Origin of the sequence: Pseudomonas sp. B34(2017) (assembly GCF_002112915.1) — a bacterium.
GTDB lineage: Bacteria > Pseudomonadota > Gammaproteobacteria > Pseudomonadales > Pseudomonadaceae > Aquipseudomonas > Aquipseudomonas pharyngis.
This window is the reverse complement of sequence record NZ_NEJA01000004.1, coordinates 470,402-486,202: the sequence shown is the minus strand read 5'-3', so window position 1 is coordinate 486,202 and position 15,801 is coordinate 470,402. Positions and strand designations below refer to the sequence as shown.

The window sequence follows — 15,801 nt, the reverse complement described above, 5'->3', positions numbered from 1 at the left end:
AGTTCAACCGTTTCTGGGGGACGCATGCTGCAGAATATCAGGGACAATTCACAAGGCTGGATTGCCAAGACCATTATCGGGGTCATCGTTGCACTGATGGCTCTGACCGGTTTCGACGCCATTTTCCAGGCCACGACTCACAAGAATGAGGCGGCCAAGGTCAACGGTGAAGAAATCAGCCAGAACGAGCTGAGCCAGGCGGTGGATATGCAACGCCGTCAGCTGATGCAACAACTGGGCAAGGACTTCGACGCTTCCTTGCTGGACGAAAAAATGCTGCGCGAATCGGCCCTCAAGGGTCTGATCGATCGCAAGCTGCTGCTGCAAGGCGCGGAACAATCGAAATTCGCTTTCTCCGAAGCGGCCCTGGACCAAGTGATCCTGCAGACGCCTGAATTCCAGGTCGACGGCAAGTTCAGCTCCGACCGTTTCGATCAGGTGATCCGTCAACTGGGCTACAGCCGCATGCAGTTCCGCCAGATGCTGGCTCAGGAAATGCTGATCGGCCAACTGCGCGCCGGTGTGGCGGGCAGCGGTTTCGTGACCGATGCTCAGGTGCTGGCCTTCGCCCGTCTGGAAAAACAGACCCGCGACTTCGCCACGCTGAACATCAAGGCTGACCCTTCGGCCGTGAAGCTGACCGATGACGAGGTCAAGGCTTACTACGACGAGCACGCCAAGGAGTTCATGACCCCGGATCAAGTGGTCATCGATTACCTGGAGTTGAAGAAGGCATCGTTCTTCGATCAGGTCGCCGTAAAGGACGAAGACCTGCAGGCGGCGTATCAGAAAGAGATCGCCAACCTGTCGGAACAGCGTCGTGCGGCGCACATTTTGATCGAAGTCAACGACAAAACCACCGAAGCCCAGGCCAAGGCGAAGATCGAAGAAGTCCAGGCGCGTCTGGCCAAGGGCGAGAAATTCGAAGCGCTGGCCAAGGAGTTCTCGCAGGATCCGGGTTCGGCCAACAACGGCGGTGACCTCGGTTATGCCGGTCCTGGCGTTTACGATCCAGCCTTTGAGAAAGCCCTGTATTCGCTGAACAAGGATCAGGTTTCCGAGCCGGTTCGCACCGACTTCGGTTTCCATCTGATCAAGCTGCTGGGTGTCGAGGCGCCTGAAGTGCCGACTCTGGCCAGCCTGAAGGACAAGCTGACCCGCGAGCTGAAAACCCAGCAAGTCGAGCAGCGTTTCGTCGAGGCGACCAAGCAACTGGAAGACTCTTCGTTCGAAGCATCCGACCTGGCCCAGCCGGCGCAGGATCTGAAGCTGACCGTGCACACCTCCAAGCCGTTCGGCCGTGAAGGTGGCGAAGGCGTTGCAGCCAACCGTGCCGTGGTGACTGCCGCGTTCAGCACTGAGGTGCTGGAAGAGGGTGCCAACAGCACCGCCATCGAGCTGGATCCGGAAACCGTGATCGTGCTGCGCGCCAAGGAGCACCTCAAGCCGACTCAATTGCCGCTGGAAAGCGTGGCCGCTGCCATTCGCACCCAGTTGACCAAAGAGCACGCCAGCGCGGCTGCCAAAACCAAGGCGGAGCAACTGATCGCCAGTCTGCGTGATGGCAAGACCCCGCTGGACAAGGCGGTGGACGGTCAGAGCTGGAAAGTCACTGAAGCGGCGAACCGCGCTCAGGAAGGCGTTGATCCAGCGGTGCTGCAAGCGTTGTTCCGCATGCCGAAACCGGCCGCCAAGGACAAGCCGACCTTCACCAGCGTGACGCTGGCGGACGGTAGCCTGACCATCGTGCGCCTTAATGGCGTGAACGAAGCGGCGGCTCCGACCGATGAAGAGAAAGCGCAATATCGTCGCTTCCTCGCCTCGCGTGTGGGGCAGCAGGACTTCGCGGCGTATCGCAAGCAGCTGGAAGCCGAAGCCGACATCAAGCGTTTCTGATGCCTGGCTGAGCCGCAAGACCCGAGCCCCGGATGAAAATCCGGGGCTTTTTTGTGCGCGTTATCCGGCGTTCGGGAAACCATGGCTTCGGGCATTGACGGTCGCATAAAGGGTCAGCAGCAACAGACCCGCGACAATCCATGGGTAACTTCCGACGCCCAGGTTGTTCAGCAGCAGGCCTCCGACAAGTCCGCCACCGGCAATGCCGACATTCCACAGCGTCACCAGCATTGATTGCGCGGTGTCGGCAGCCTCCCTGGCGGTTTTCGCCAGGGCCGTCTGCAACAGCGAGGGCATCGCGCCGAATGCCAGCCCCCAGACGGCGGTGGCGGTGTAGACCACGCCCGGCCATTCGCGCCACAAGCCCAGTACGATCGCCGACAGCAGGAACAACAAGCCGCTGACCAATACCAGCTGACGCAGCCAGCGATCAATCAGGCTGCCGACGATCCATAGGCTCAGTACCGACGCCAAGCCAAACACCAACAACACTCGGTCGATTTCTCCGCCAAGCCCCGAAGGCTGCAGAAAGGGTGCGATATAGGTATACAACAGGTTGTGCGCGACGACGTAGGACAGGGTCACGAACAGCACGGATCGCACGCCCGGCAAGGTAAACACCTGACGCAGTGGCAGGCGTTTACCGGCGCGCTCACCGGCAAAGTCCGGCACTTGCCAGCGCACCCAGATCACCAGCAGCACGGTCAGCCCGGTCATGATCGCGAAGCTCAGGCGCCAGCCGACTGCCGTACCCAGCAGCGTCCCGGCCGGAATGCCCAGCGACAGCGCAAGCGGCGCCCCGAGCATGGCCACCGTAATCGCCCGGCCTTGTAAGTGGGGTGCCACCATCCGACTCGCGTACCCCGCCAGCAAAGCCCACAGCAGCCCGGCGAACACGCCTGCGATCAAACGTGCAATCAGTGTCAGCCAGTACAGCTCCGACAGCGCGGTGATGCTGTTGGCGATGGCAAACCCACCAATGGCCGCCAGCAGCAGCGGGCGTCGACGCCACCCTCGGGTGGCAATGGTGAGCGGAATCGCCGCCAGCATCGAACCGATCGCGTACAGCGTGACCAGTTGCCCGATCAGTGCCTGAGAAACATCGAGCCCTGCGCTCATCTGCGGCAGCAGGCCGGCAGGCATCGCCTCGGTCAACACGGTGATGAACCCGGCGGTGGCCAGTGCGAGCAGTGCGCCCAGCGGTAATCGTTCTGCGGGTTCGACGGTGCCGGCGAGCGTGGAGGAAGTGAGTGGCGCATCGTTCATGGGCGGGTTTCCATTTTGCCAAAGGAGACGAAGGCCATAGGGTAGGGCGCTGCACATTCGGGAAAAACAGGTTAGGGTTCCGAACATCTCGGACAAGAATGTCGTGAATCAGGGAGGGATGAATGGACAGCCTGGGCAGTATTTCAGTGTTTGTGCAGGTGGCGGAAACCCGCAGCTTTACCGAGGCCGGCCGCCTGCAGGGCGTGTCTTCGTCGGCGGTCGGCAAAAGCATTGCCCGACTGGAGGCACGACTCAATGTGCGGTTGTTTCACCGCACCACTCGCAGCATCACGCTGACCAGTGAAGGCGCGCTGTTTCTTGAACGTTGCCGCAAGATCCTCGCCGAAGTGGAGGCGGCGGAATTTGAACTGTGCGATGCCGCAGCGGCGCCTCACGGCAAGTTACGGGTCAGCCTGCCCCAGGTGCATGACCTGGTGATGCCGGTCATGAACGAGTTCATGGCGCTGTACCCGCAGATCGAACTGGATCTGGACCTGACCGATCGCATGGTTGATGTGGTTGAAGAAGGTTTCGACGCAGTGATTCGAACGGGGAAACCGCGAGACTCGCGACTGATGGCACGACCGTTGGGCGAGTTTCATATGGTGCTGGTGGCCTGCCCCGCGTACCTGCGCGAGCGCGGCGAACCGCTGACCCCGGCCGATCTGGCGGAGCACGCCTGCCTGCGCCATACGTTTCACGCCACCGGCAAACTGGAGCCCTGGCCGCTCAAACGCGAGGAGGGCGCGCCCGAACCGACCTTGCCGACACGCCTGGTCAGTACGTCGATCGAAGCCGTGCGGCATGCAGCGCTGGCGGGCATGGGCATCGCTTGTCTGCCGGACTTCATGATCTTCGAGGCGCAGCAGCAAGGCCGCCTGCAGCGCGTGCTGGATGAGCATCTGGAGCACGTCGGACAGTTCTGGGTGCTGTGGCCGTCGAGCCGGCATGCAACCGCCAAGTTGCGGGTGTTCATCGATCATTTATCGGCGCGACTTTTTCCTGCCACTGAAGGTCGATAGAGTTGTAACTGTTTTAAGACACTAATCCATACGCCGCGGGGCAGCGATCTGTTGCACAATACGCCCCGGACCGTTTTCCCTCAGGATGTTTAATGTTGAATTCTATTCCCGTGCGTTTCATCGGGTTGGCGTTGTTGCTGACCGCCGCTGCCGGCTGCTCCAAGGACAAGCCCATCTACGAGCATGAGAATTTCGACGACTCCGGCACCTTTTCGCGCAATTACCCGGTGACCGACACCGCCAGTTGCGAAGCGGCCCGCCGAGCGTTGCTCAGCCAGGGCTACATCATTACCAGCAATGACCCGAAACTGGTCAGTGGGCACAAGAGCTTCCAGCAGACCGGTGAAACCCACCTGGAGATCAGCTTCAACGTGGTATGCGCCGATGATGGCAGCGCCGGCCATCACGCCACCGTGTTCGCCAACGCCCTGCAGGACCGCTACGCGCTGAAGAAGACCAACAACTCGGCCAGCCTCGGGGTTGGCGTGTTGGGCTCGGTCTCGATGCCGATCGGCTCGTCTGACGATTCGATGGTCAAGGTGGCCAGCGAAACCGTGTCGTCGCAGAAGTTCTACGAGCGTTTCTTCACGCTGGTCGAGCTGTTCCTGCCGGCTGACGCGAAGAAGGCCGCGCACATCACCGAAAAACCGAAGACCGACCTGGGTGTGCCGGAGGCTAAAGCGGCACCGGCTCCGTTGGCTCCAGCCCCAGCGGCTGAACCGGCCCCAGCACCGGCCGCCGAGCCCGCTGCAGCACCGACGCCAGCGCCTGCAGAAGCGACCCCTGCCAGTTCCGAGCCGGTAGCGCCGCCAGCGGAAGCGGCGCCGATTACCCCGGCACCGGTTACCGAGCCTGCGCCCGCCACGGAAACCATCACGCCACCGGCCAATCCGACGGATATACCGCCGCCCTCCGAGCCGATCCCGGCCATGCCTGCCTCCGGGCAGTGAACTTCACGCCACGCCTCCGACCCCTGTCGGACGCGTGGCGTTTTGTTGTCTCCCTTGAGCTTCTTCCTGCAAGCCCCGTCGAAAAATTTCCCGCGATAAATTCCTGACCGCCTGCTACGTTTATTTCATGAAGGCCGTGTTTCATTTTTCCTTCACACGGGCACTTTATGCTCGAGGCACTGGTCATTTGTTCCAGGCCATTTCAAGCAAGTAGTAGGGGGATTACGCAATGGATGACTATCAAGAAGAACTGCTTGAATTCCAGGCCTTTGAGCTGGATTCACCAGAGCCTGCGGAAGACGCCACCGAGCTGTAAGGCGTCAGCCTGTCTTGCGGTGACTGCGGCGAAATTCGCCCGGTGTCTGGCCGTTCCAGCGCTTGAAGGCGCGCTGGAAAGCTTCGGCCGAGGCAAAGCCCAGCAGGTAGGCAATTTCACCGAATGCCAGTTCGGTGTCGCGGATGTAGGTCATTGCCAGATCACGGCGGGTGTCATTGAGGATCGCGCGAAACTGCGTGCCTTCCTCGGCCAGCTTTCGCCGTAACGTCCAGGTCGGCAGCTTCAGGCGTGCCGCCACTTCTTCCAGGTCGGGTTCCCGGCCACCATTGAGCAACGGCCCGAGCAATTGCGTGATGCGTTCGCGCAGGCTGCGGGTGCGGGTCAATTGCTCGAGTTCCCGTTCACACAGACCGAGCAAATGTTTCCAGGTGCTGGGGCAATGCTCCGGGTTGCGTTGGGCCAGGCTGGTGAGGCTCAGGCGCAGTTGATTGTGTTCAGCGCCGAACTGGATCGGGCATTCGCCGAGCACCGCATAGGCGTCGCGATAATCCGGGCTGTCGAATTCGATCTCGATCCGTTCGGCGCGCATGGGCTCGGGGCTGACGCTCGACAGCTGATGCAGCCAGCCGGCAATGATCGAATCCACCACAAAGCGGTTGTAGGCGTTGTACGGGCTGATCGAGTAGAAGCGCAGCCACGCACCGCTGGCGTCCTCGTGGAAACTCGACTGGCCACGATAGTTGGAGCCGTACAACGGTTCGAAGCGAGTCAGGCAGCGAGCGGCTTCGCGCACCGTCGGCGCCTGCGCGGCGGTCACACCGGCCAGCCCGGCCTGACTCAGGCGACTGAGCCGGCCCATGCGCAAACCCAATGCCGGATCGCCGGTCAGCTGGATCGCGCCATGCCCCAGGCGCATGTAGCGCGGGATCGACAGGCGGGCGCCGGCTTCGGCCAGTCGTGCGGTGTCCAAACCGTACTGTTCGAGCAATGGCAGCGGATCGACGTCATGGCTGCGCACGGCGTCGGCCAGGCTGTGGACGAAGCCCACCGACAGATCCCCGAGGCGCATCGGCAGCGGTTTCACGGGTTACAACCAGAGGTTCAGCAGGCGCGCGCCGCGGGCTTCGCTGTCGGCGAATTGCTGGCCGTTGCTGCTGAGGAAGCTTTGCCCGGAACTCGGTTTGTCCCAGAACTGCCCGCGCAGGAACACACTCATGCCGGCCAGTGCCTTGCTGGCCGGCGGTTGCGCGCTCAGGGTCAGTTGGTGCCAGGCCTGGCCTTCACTGACGGCTCCCGGTTTCAGGCTGACCGAGTCCGGCACGCTCAAGCCCTTGTAACCCTTCCACGGTTGATCCCAGACGCCATGACCGACGACGAACGCGGGCACCGCGATCAGCTGCGCGCCTTGCTCGTCGAGTTTGCGGTAGTTGTCCGGATACCAACTGTCGCTGCCGATCAACACGCCGAGGCGTCCGGCCGGGGTGTCGATCACATTGATTCGGGAAGCTGCGCGAGTGCCGGATGGTTCGTCCTGATCGAAGATCGGGCGCATCTGCCGCTGTGGCTGGCCGAGCGGGGCGCCATCGCGACCGAAGACCACCGTGCTGTTGTACAGCGCGCCACTGCCGGCCTTGAGTCGGCCGTTGGTGATATTCGGTTCAGGCAGCACGATCGAGCCGGCCACCAGGGTGACGTGGAATTCCTTGGCCAGGCCACCGAACAGTGCCTGATAGTCCTTGGCCATGTCCCGGGACTTCATGCGCAGGTGCGCGTCATCTAGACGGCTGCTGCCCTTGGCGGTGAGCCAGGCGCGAGCAAACTGCACCGGGTTGCTCGCCGCCAGCCAGTTCATTGCTTCGGCGAGGGTGGCGGCCTGGTACAGCTCATCTTTCTCGCCGCTGATCATCAGCCAGGTGCCGACATGCTCCGGCAGGATGACCACGGTTTTTTCATTCAACAGGCCTTGATCCTGCGCCTGCTGCAAATAGGCGGCGAGCTTGCGGTGCAGGCGTTCGGGGCTTTGGTAGTCGGTGGGGAACAGCTCGGGCTGGATGCCCAGCAGGTTGCCGCGATCGGCTGGGGTGCCCTGATCGACCGCGAGTTTGATCCGCAGGTCTGACAGGTAATGACCGGCCGGACGGTCAGCCGCCCACATGGCGTAGAAGGTGAGCGCGGCGATGAGCGCCATGGAAAAAGTCAGGTACAGAAGTTTGCGCATGAAATCCAACAGCAACCGGGTACAGGGTGTGCGGACAGGGTAGGGCGCCAGCCCCGGCTTGCCAAGGGGCGCTGCGCATTTGGATCAATAACTTGTCAGTTACGGTCATTGAGTGACAGCGATGCGACTCCTAATCTGTCGAGCATGACTGACGGGGGACGCAGAGCTCCCGCATTTTCCGTGATTGCTTGCTGTGGAGTTAACGATGACCGCCACTCAATACCCGCACCTGTTGGCCCCGCTGGACCTGGGATTCACCACGTTGCGCAACCGCACCCTGATGGGTTCGATGCACACCGGCCTTGAAGAGAAGCCGGGTGGTTTCGAACGCATGGCGGCGTATTTCGCCGAGCGTGCCCGCGGCGGCGTCGGCCTGATGGTCACCGGCGGCATCGGCCCGAACGACGAGGGCGGTGTGTATTCCGGCGCGGCCAAGCTGACCACCGAGGAAGAAGCGCTCAAGCACCGCATCGTCACCCGTGCCGTGCATGATGCGGGCGGCAAGATCTGCATGCAGATCCTCCACGCCGGCCGTTATGCCTACAGCCCGAAACAGGTCGCACCGAGCGCCATTCAGGCGCCGATCAACCCATTCAAGCCCAAAGAGCTGGACGAGGAAGGCATCGAGAAGCAGATCAGCGATTTCGTCACCTGTTCGGTACTGGCCCAGACCGCCGAGTACGATGGCGTGGAAATCATGGGCTCGGAAGGTTATTTCATTAACCAGTTCCTCGCCGCCCACACCAACCACCGCACCGACCGTTGGGGCGGCAGCTACGAAAACCGCATGCGCCTGCCGGTGGAAATCGTACGCCGCGTACGTGAAGCGGTCGGCCCGAACTTCATCATCATCTTCCGTCTGTCGATGCTCGATCTGGTGGAAGGCGGTAGCACATGGGAAGAAATCGTCACCCTGGCCAAAGCCATCGAGCAGGCCGGTGCGACCCTCATCAACACCGGCATCGGCTGGCACGAAGCGCGGATTCCGACCATCGCCACCAAAGTGCCGCGTGCGGCGTTCAGCAAGGTCACGGCCAAGCTGCGTGGCTCGGTGAAAATTCCGCTGATCACCACCAACCGCATCAACACCCCGGAAATTGCCGAGCAGATCCTTGCTGAAGGCGATGCCGACATGGTCTCGATGGCGCGGCCGTTCCTCGCCGATCCGGACTTCGTCAACAAGGCAGCTGAAGGCCGCGCCGACGAAATCAACACCTGCATTGGTTGCAACCAGGCCTGCCTCGATCACACCTTCGGCGGCAAGCTCACCAGTTGCCTGGTCAACCCGCGTGCCTGCCACGAGACCGAACTCAACTACCTGCCGGTCAAGCAGATCAAGAAGATCGCCGTGGTCGGTGCCGGTCCTGCCGGTCTGTCCGCCGCCACCGTGGCCGCCGAGCGTGGGCATCAAGTGACCTTGTTCGATTCGGCCAGCGAAATCGGTGGCCAGTTCAACGTCGCCAAACGTGTGCCGGGCAAGGAAGAGTTTTACGAAACCCTGCGTTACTTCAAACGTAAACTGCAGACCACCAACGTCGAGGTGTGCCTGAACACCCGCGTCGACGTGGCAAAACTGGTCGAGGGCGGTTACGACGAAGTCATTCTGGCGACCGGCATTGCGCCGCGTCTTCCGGCGATTCCGGGTGTCGAGAACGCCAAAGTGCTGAGCTACCTGGATGTGCTGCTCGAGCGCAAACCGGTCGGCAAGCGTGTGGCGGTGATCGGCGCCGGCGGTATCGGTTTCGACGTGTCGGAATTCCTCGTCCATGAAGGCGTGGCCACCAGTCAGGATCGCGCCGCTTTCTGGAAAGAGTGGGGCATCGACACGCATCTGGAAGCCCGTGGTGGCGTGGCCGGGATCAAGGCTGCACCGCACGCACCGGCGCGCGACGTGTTCCTGCTGCAACGCAAGAAATCCAAGGTCGGCGACGGTCTGGGCAAGACCACCGGCTGGATTCACCGCACCGGTCTGAAGAACAAGCAGGTGCAGATGCTCAACAGCGTCGAATACCTGAAAATCGACGACGAAGGCCTGCACATCCGCATCGGCGAAACCGGCGAGCCGCAAGTGCTGCCGGTGGACAACATCGTCATCTGCGCCGGCCAGGATCCGCTGCGCGAGCTGCACGACGGTCTGGTCGAAGCCGGGCAGAACGTGCACCTGATCGGCGGCGCCGATGTGGCGGCCGAGCTGGATGCCAAACGTGCGATCAATCAGGGCTCGCGTCTGGCCGCCGAGCTCTGATCCACCCTAGAATGCCGGCTCTTTGCACAGAGCCGGCCTTCATGTTTCTGCCTCCCACCGACTGGCTACCTCAAGCCCCCCTCGATCCCTTTCATCTGGACTGGCTCACCGCCGCCGGCATTGAAGTCGCGGTCCTGCGCCTGGACCGTATCGATCCGCTGATCAGCGGCAACAAGTGGTTCAAACTTGTCGAACATCTCAACGCCGCCGACCGTGCGGGTGCCGAAGGCATCATCAGCCTGGGCGGTGCGCACTCCAATCATCTGCATGCGCTGGCGGCTGCGGGCAAACGCCTGGGATTCACAACCGTCGGGTTATTGCGCGGGCATCCGCAGGACACGCCGACGGTCAGGGATCTGCAGGATTTCGGCATGCAACTGCACTGGCTTGGTTACGGCGGCTATCGGGCGCGACACGAGCCGGGGTTCTGGCAACCGTGGCTGGCGCAATATCCGACGCTGCATCCGGTGCCCGAAGGGGGCGGCGGTTTGCCGGGGGCGCTGGGGTGCGAGGCGCTGAAGGATCAGGTCAGTGAACAACTCGGCAAACTTGGCTGGGACGACTACCACGGTTGGTGGCTGGCCTGTGGCACGGGCACCACGCTCGCGGGATTGGTGTTGGCCGAGGCAGGACAACATGCGGTGTACGGCGCAATGGCCGTGCCCGATGATCACGGCGTCGCGGCCAATGTCGAGGCAGTTGTCGGTGAGATGGGAGGCTACGAGCTGATCGACGCCAGCCGTGGCGGTTTCGCCAAGGTCGATCCGGCGTTGCTTGAATTTATCGCGCAAACCGAACAGGCCAGCGGCATTCCCCTCGAACCGCTGTACACCGGCAAAGCCTTGCTGGCGCTCAAACAACAGATCGAGGCGGGTCGCTTTGCCCGGGGTTCATGCTTGATCTTCATCCACACCGGCGGCTTGCAGGGCCGGCGCGGATTCGACGGTTAACCCTGGCTGCGCTTGGGCATCATCCGCAGCAACGTGTTATCGCGCACCACGTAATGGTGATAGATCCCCGCCAGCGCATGCAGACCGATCAGCCAGTAGCCGATGGTGCTGATCAGCACATGCCAGTGTTCAACGTCTTTGGCGAACACCTTGTCTTCACTCACCAGCAACGGCAGGTCGAAACCGTAGAACATCACCTGATGACCTTCGGCGCTGGTGATCAGCCAGCCGAGGATCGGCATGCTGATCATGAACAGGTACAAGGCCCAGTGCATCAAGCGTGCGAGGATGGTTTGCCACTGTGGCGAAGCCGGGAAGATTTTCGGCGCAGGGCCCAGGCTGCGGGCGAACAGGCGAAACCAGACCAGCACGAACACGGTCAGCCCGAGCATGTAATGCACTTCTCGGATCAGCGTGCGACCGCCACTGCCCTTGGGAAACAGCCCGCGCAATTCCATGCTGGCGTACACCAGCACCAACAGCACCAGCATCAGCCAGTGCAACAGGATCGACACGGTGCTGTAACGGGATTCGGAATTTGTCCACGGCATACGGCGTTCCTCACGGTTCAGGGCTCAAGCGTGCCGTTCTGCGACGGCATGCCTTAACTGTAATCCCCTTTGGCGCGTTTGCCCGAGGCTAAAAAAGCTTTCACTGAGCTGAGTCAGCGATTTGACTGAAAACGCCCATGAAAAAACGCCAGTGTCGAGCAGACACTGGCGTTTTTGTTTGCCGCGATGGATGCAATCAGCTGCTTTGCGGCATCTCGCCGTTGGCCAGGCGCTTGTTGATGTCGGCGATCACTTCCGGCAGATCGCTGATGGTGTCGATCATGTAGTGCGGGCGCGAACCTTCGAACAGCGCATGAATGCGCTTGCGCTCGCTGGCCAGCGCATCGCTGCCCAGTGCGCGGTAGCCTGCGTAATCCAGGCCCAGCGCATTGCCGGAGCAGATCAGCGCCACGGTCCACATCCCGGCGCGACGGCCTTCGAGAATCCCCGGCACGGTGTCGTCGATCTTGACGCAGGCGGCGACATCGTCGATGCCCAGTGCAATCACGTTGGCCAGTGCTTGGGCCGGCCATGGGCGGCCGTTCGGCACTTCGTCGGTGGCGACGACGTGGTCGGCGATGTAGCCGTTGGTGGCGGCCAGTGCCACGACTTTGTCCATCACCTGCTTTGGATAACCGGAGCAGGAGCCGATCTTGATGCCTTGCTGACGCAGGTGGGCGATGGTCTCCAGCGCGCCGGGAATCAGCGCCGAATGCTCGGCGATTTTCTCGATCTGCAGCGGCATGAAGCGGTTGTAGATCGCGGTGACGTCATCGTCGGTCGGGGTGCGACCGAACACCTTGCGATAGCGCTCGGCAACCTGCGGCTGATCGCACAGGGTGCGGATGTGATCCCACTTGCCCATGCCCATCGGGCCACGGGCCTCTTCGATGGAGACCTGGACGTCGAACTCGGCGAAGGCTTCGACGAAGATCTGGGTCGGAGCGAAAGAACCGAAGTCGACCACGGTGCCGGCCCAGTCGAGGATGGCGGCTTGCAGCTGGGTTGGGTTGTTGTAGTTCATGTTGGTCAGAATCCTGTGTGGGCGATGCAATTCAAATAAGGGAGCGGGCCGGGTGAATCAGATGTCGAGCACTTCCATCTCGCACAGCACTTCACCCACCGCCGCGACGGCTTCGCGCATCTGCGCCGGGGTGACGTGGCCGATGCAGCCGACGCGGAAGGTTTCGACCTGGGTCAGCTTGCCGGGGTAGAGGATGTAACCCTTGGCTTTGACCCGTTCGTAGAAGTCCTTGAACTGGTAGCGCGGATCTTTCGGTGCGTGGAAGGTCGCGATGATCGGCGCCTGAATCGCGGCAGGCAGGAAGCTGCGCAAGCCGAGTTTGCCCATCTCTTCCATCAATGCCTGGCAGTTGGCGGCGTAACGCGCATGCCGTGCCGGCAGGCCGCCTTCTTCGTTGTATTGCAGCAGCGCTTCGTGCAGCGCCGCGACTACGTGGGTCGGCGGGGTGAAGCGCCATTGGCCGGTCTTCTGCATGTAGCTGTGCTGGTCGAACAGGTCCATCGCCAGCGAATGCGAATTGCCAGCGGCTGCGGCCAAAGATTCCTTGCGGGCAAACACGAAGCCCATGCCCGGCACGCCTTCCAGGCATTTGCCGGAGGCGGCGATCAGCGCATCGAACGGGATTTTTTGTGCATCCACCGGTAAGGCGCCGAAGGAACTCATGGCGTCGATGATCAGGCGTTTACCGTGTTGTTCGACGACCTGAGCGATTTCCGGCAGCGGATTGAGAATACCGGTGCTGGTTTCGCAGTGGATCAGCGCGACGTGGGTAATGTCGCCGTCGGCGCGCAGCAGGCGGTCGACGTCGGCGGCGGTGGTCGGTTCGTCTTCAGCGGTTTCAAAGGTGCTGAACGAGCGGCCGAGCACTTCGCAGATTTTCGCCAGACGCTTGCCGTAGGCGCCGTTGATCAGCACCAGCACCTTGCCGTCGCGGGGGACGAGGGTGCCGATCGCGGCTTCGACGGCGAAGGTGCCGCTGCCCTGCAACGGTACGCAGTGGTGGCTGTCGGCGCCGTTGAGGATGGCCAGCAGTTGCTCGCACAGGCTGGCGGTCAATTGGTTGAAGCGGTCATCCCATGAACCCCAGTCGACCATCATCGCCTGGCGGGTGCGGGCCGAGGTGGTCAACGGGCCGGGAGTGAGCAGGATGGGTGCGGCAGTACTCATTCGTGTGTCCTCGCGATAGCGCTGTGGGATGAAGCTACGGGGCCTACGTTGCAATTCGCCGGATCATCAATCAAATTGTTTGTTGTTATGCCAGCCATCAGTGAGGGTTATTCATGAACCTGTTCCAGCTCCGCGCCTTCGACGCCGTGGCCCGGGAAGGCAGCTTTACCCGTGCCGCTGCCCGGTTGTTCATCAGCCAGCCGGCGGTCACCGGGCACATCAAGGCGCTGGAGGAGCATTACCAGATCACCCTGTTGCGACGCACGGCGCGCCGGGTCGAGTTGACCGAGGAGGGCACCAAACTGGCGGCGATCACCCGGGCGATGTTCGGCCTGGCCGAAGAGGCGCAGGCGCTGCTCGAAGCCAATCGGCAGTTGCTGACCGGACGCCTTGAGGTGGCGGCGGACGGCCCGCACATGGTCATGCCGATGCTCGCCAGCCTGAGGGCGCGCTATCCGGGGATCACGGTGAATCTGCGGTTGGGCAATGCTCAGGAAACGTTGGCGGCGTTGTTGTCCGAGCATGCCGATGTGGCGGTGCTGACCGAGGTGGAACCGCGCAAAGGGCTGCATCTGCAAGCATTGAGTGAATCGCGGATCTGCGCGCTGGTGCCGGCGGGACATCCGTGGGCGGCTCGCAGCGGTGAGGTCAGGCTCAAGGAGCTGGATCAGGTGATAATGGTCTTGCGCGAGCCCAGTTCGATTACCCGGCGCACCTTTGATCAGGCCTGTGCCCAGGCGTCGGTCAGCCCACGGGTGTTGCTGGAACTGGACAGCCGCGAGGCGGTGACAGAGGCGGTGGCGGCTGAGTTGGGGGTAGGGGTGGTGTCGTCGGTTGAGGTCAGCCATGACCCCCGTGTCGTCGCGATTCCCATTGCGGGAGAAGGGTTGGTGAACCGGCACATGATTGGCTGCGTGGAGCGACGGCGGGAGTTGCGCTTGATTCAGGCGTTTTTCGGATTGGCCCCCACCTGATACCCACCAGATCGTTCCCACGCTCTGCGTGGGAATGCCTCAACGGACGCTCCGCGTTCGGCTTTGGAAGGGACGCGGAGCGTCCCGGGCTGCATTCCCACGCGGACGGTTCGACGCCTCGACGTGGGAACGATCGACGTAGGAACGATCTACAGGAGGCTTTCGCGCACCATTTCGAGAAACGTCGCCACCACCCGCCGCGAACTCTGCTCGCGCAGGCACACCAGTGTCTCGGTCAACCGCCGGGTGCAATCGGTGATCGGCAGCGCGCAAACCCGTGAGTCCGCACCAAACTCCGCCGCCGACACCACCCCCACGCCAATCCCCACCACCACCGCCTCTCGCGCCGCTTCCCGGCCCTCGACCTGAATCGCCGGGCGGATGCGGAAGCCGGCGCGGGCCATTTCTTCTTCCAGGGTCTGGCGGGTCACCGAGCCGTGTTCGCGCAGCACCAGCGGCGTGTCGTCCAGATCTTCCAGGCAGATCGATTCACGCTCGGCCCACGGATGATGGCGCGAGACGAACGCCACCATCGGGTCGTTGCGCAGCGGCACACACAGCAGGCGTTCATCGCTGACATCGCGACCCAGCAACGCCAGATCGGCCTGATAGTTGAACAGTCGGAACAGCGATTCATCGGTGTTACCGGTCTCGATCTTTACGCTGATCCCCGGGTAGCGTTCGCAGAACCGGGCGATCTGCGGCAACACATGCACCGGCGCATCCACCGCCAGAATCAGGCTGCCGGTCCGCAAGGCCTGAGACTCCTGCAACAACTCCTGAGCTTCGGCCTCGACCACAAACAGACGCTGGGTGATCGCCAGCAAGCGTTCGCCCAAATCGGTCAGGCGCACCGAGCGTTTGTTGCGATGGAACAGCAACACACCGAAGCGTTCTTCCAGCTTGCGCACCTGGTCGGAAATCGCCGGCTGCGTCAGATAAAGCCGCTCGGCGGCCTTGGTGAAGCTTCCGTGCACGGCCACGGCGTGAAAGGCTTTGAGCTGTGCGTGTGAAACCGACATGTTCTGACTCCAGTAACAAGCTGAGCTTATGTGTGAAATACGATAAATCGATTTTATTTATTAAACAGTAATTGCTTTGATCGGCTCACGCCAACGCTGACTGCCCGGTCGGGCAGCGATGCTGGCCATGAGCCTGTGCGTGCAAAACCAGGACTCATCTGACCGGTGTCGCCAAAGGGACGGGGTGATATCGCAGTGCTCAACAATAAAAACACAGGCGTTTACTCATCGATTCTGCC

General features: G+C 62.0%; 13 protein-coding genes. 6 read left to right on the top strand and 7 right to left on the bottom strand.

The annotated features are described in order from the left end of the window. Positions 1–24 precede the first annotated feature (24 nt). Complete coding sequence (locus CAF80_RS15645; protein ID WP_074689054.1) at positions 25–1,896, top strand: SurA N-terminal domain-containing protein; 1,872 nt, start codon at positions 25–27, stop codon at positions 1,894–1,896. Positions 1,897–1,956: 60 nt separating this feature from the next. On the opposite strand, the gene CAF80_RS15640 is transcribed toward CAF80_RS15645, so the two are convergent. Further along, on the bottom strand, positions 1,957–3,162 hold the full coding sequence (locus CAF80_RS15640) for an MFS transporter (RefSeq protein WP_074689052.1): 1,206 nt from the start codon (positions 3,160–3,162) through the stop codon (positions 1,957–1,959). Positions 3,163–3,284: 122 nt separating this feature from the next. Between CAF80_RS15640 and CAF80_RS15635 the strand changes: the two genes are divergently transcribed. After that, on the top strand, positions 3,285–4,184 hold the full coding sequence (locus CAF80_RS15635) for a LysR family transcriptional regulator (protein ID WP_074689049.1): 900 nt from the start codon (positions 3,285–3,287) through the stop codon (positions 4,182–4,184). A 92-nt stretch (positions 4,185–4,276) separates the two neighbouring features. Then, a complete protein-coding gene (locus CAF80_RS15630; RefSeq protein WP_039767568.1) occupies positions 4,277–5,134 on the top strand; it encodes a DUF2242 domain-containing protein in 858 nt (285 codons plus the stop codon). 320 nt (positions 5,135–5,454) lie between these two features. Here the strand turns inward: CAF80_RS15630 and CAF80_RS15625 are convergent, their stop codons facing one another. Both CAF80_RS15625 and CAF80_RS15620 read right to left on the bottom strand, forming a co-directional pair. Beyond that, positions 5,455–6,495 (bottom strand): AraC family transcriptional regulator, encoded by a 1,041-nt coding sequence (locus CAF80_RS15625; protein ID WP_074689047.1) that lies wholly within the window; start codon positions 6,493–6,495, stop codon positions 5,455–5,457. A 3-nt stretch (positions 6,496–6,498) separates the two neighbouring features. Then, positions 6,499–7,629, bottom strand: coding sequence for a nitrilase-related carbon-nitrogen hydrolase (locus CAF80_RS15620; protein WP_074689314.1), 1,131 nt, complete (start codon positions 7,627–7,629; stop codon positions 6,499–6,501). A gap of 205 nt (positions 7,630–7,834) precedes the next feature. Here CAF80_RS15620 and CAF80_RS15615 point away from each other — a divergent pair, with 205 nt between their 5' ends. Together CAF80_RS15615 and CAF80_RS15610 are read left to right on the top strand one after the other, a co-directional pair. Then, on the top strand, positions 7,835–9,874 hold the full coding sequence (locus tag CAF80_RS15615; protein WP_074689045.1) for an FAD-dependent oxidoreductase: 2,040 nt from the start codon (positions 7,835–7,837) through the stop codon (positions 9,872–9,874). Between the two features lie 41 nt (positions 9,875–9,915). Further along, on the top strand, positions 9,916–10,824 hold the full coding sequence (locus tag CAF80_RS15610) for a 1-aminocyclopropane-1-carboxylate deaminase/D-cysteine desulfhydrase (protein WP_085667503.1): 909 nt from the start codon (positions 9,916–9,918) through the stop codon (positions 10,822–10,824). On the opposite strand, the gene CAF80_RS15605 is transcribed toward CAF80_RS15610, so the two are convergent. From CAF80_RS15605 to CAF80_RS15595, 3 genes are all read right to left on the bottom strand, one after another. Continuing rightward, the gene (locus tag CAF80_RS15605; RefSeq protein ID WP_085667504.1) at positions 10,821–11,375 is read right to left on the bottom strand and encodes a cytochrome b; all 555 of its coding nucleotides are present in this window, start codon (positions 11,373–11,375) and stop codon (positions 10,821–10,823) included. The genes CAF80_RS15610 and CAF80_RS15605 overlap by 4 nt on opposite strands. Positions 11,376–11,571: 196 nt before the next feature. Beyond that, positions 11,572–12,399 (bottom strand): phosphonoacetaldehyde hydrolase, encoded by an 828-nt coding sequence (gene phnX, locus CAF80_RS15600; RefSeq protein ID WP_085667505.1) that lies wholly within the window; start codon positions 12,397–12,399, stop codon positions 11,572–11,574. A gap of 57 nt (positions 12,400–12,456) precedes the next feature. Continuing rightward, complete coding sequence (locus CAF80_RS15595) at positions 12,457–13,566, bottom strand: 2-aminoethylphosphonate--pyruvate transaminase (protein ID WP_039767555.1); 1,110 nt, start codon at positions 13,564–13,566, stop codon at positions 12,457–12,459. 113 nt (positions 13,567–13,679) lie between these two features. Here CAF80_RS15595 and CAF80_RS15590 point away from each other — a divergent pair, with 113 nt between their 5' ends. Continuing rightward, positions 13,680–14,540, top strand: a complete 861-nt coding sequence (locus tag CAF80_RS15590) for a LysR substrate-binding domain-containing protein (protein ID WP_085667506.1) — start codon at positions 13,680–13,682, stop codon at positions 14,538–14,540. Between the two features lie 149 nt (positions 14,541–14,689). Here CAF80_RS15590 and CAF80_RS15585 read toward each other — a convergent pair whose 3' ends face one another. Further along, complete coding sequence (locus CAF80_RS15585; RefSeq protein ID WP_074689036.1) at positions 14,690–15,562, bottom strand: LysR family transcriptional regulator; 873 nt, start codon at positions 15,560–15,562, stop codon at positions 14,690–14,692. Positions 15,563–15,801: the final 239 nt, after the last annotated feature.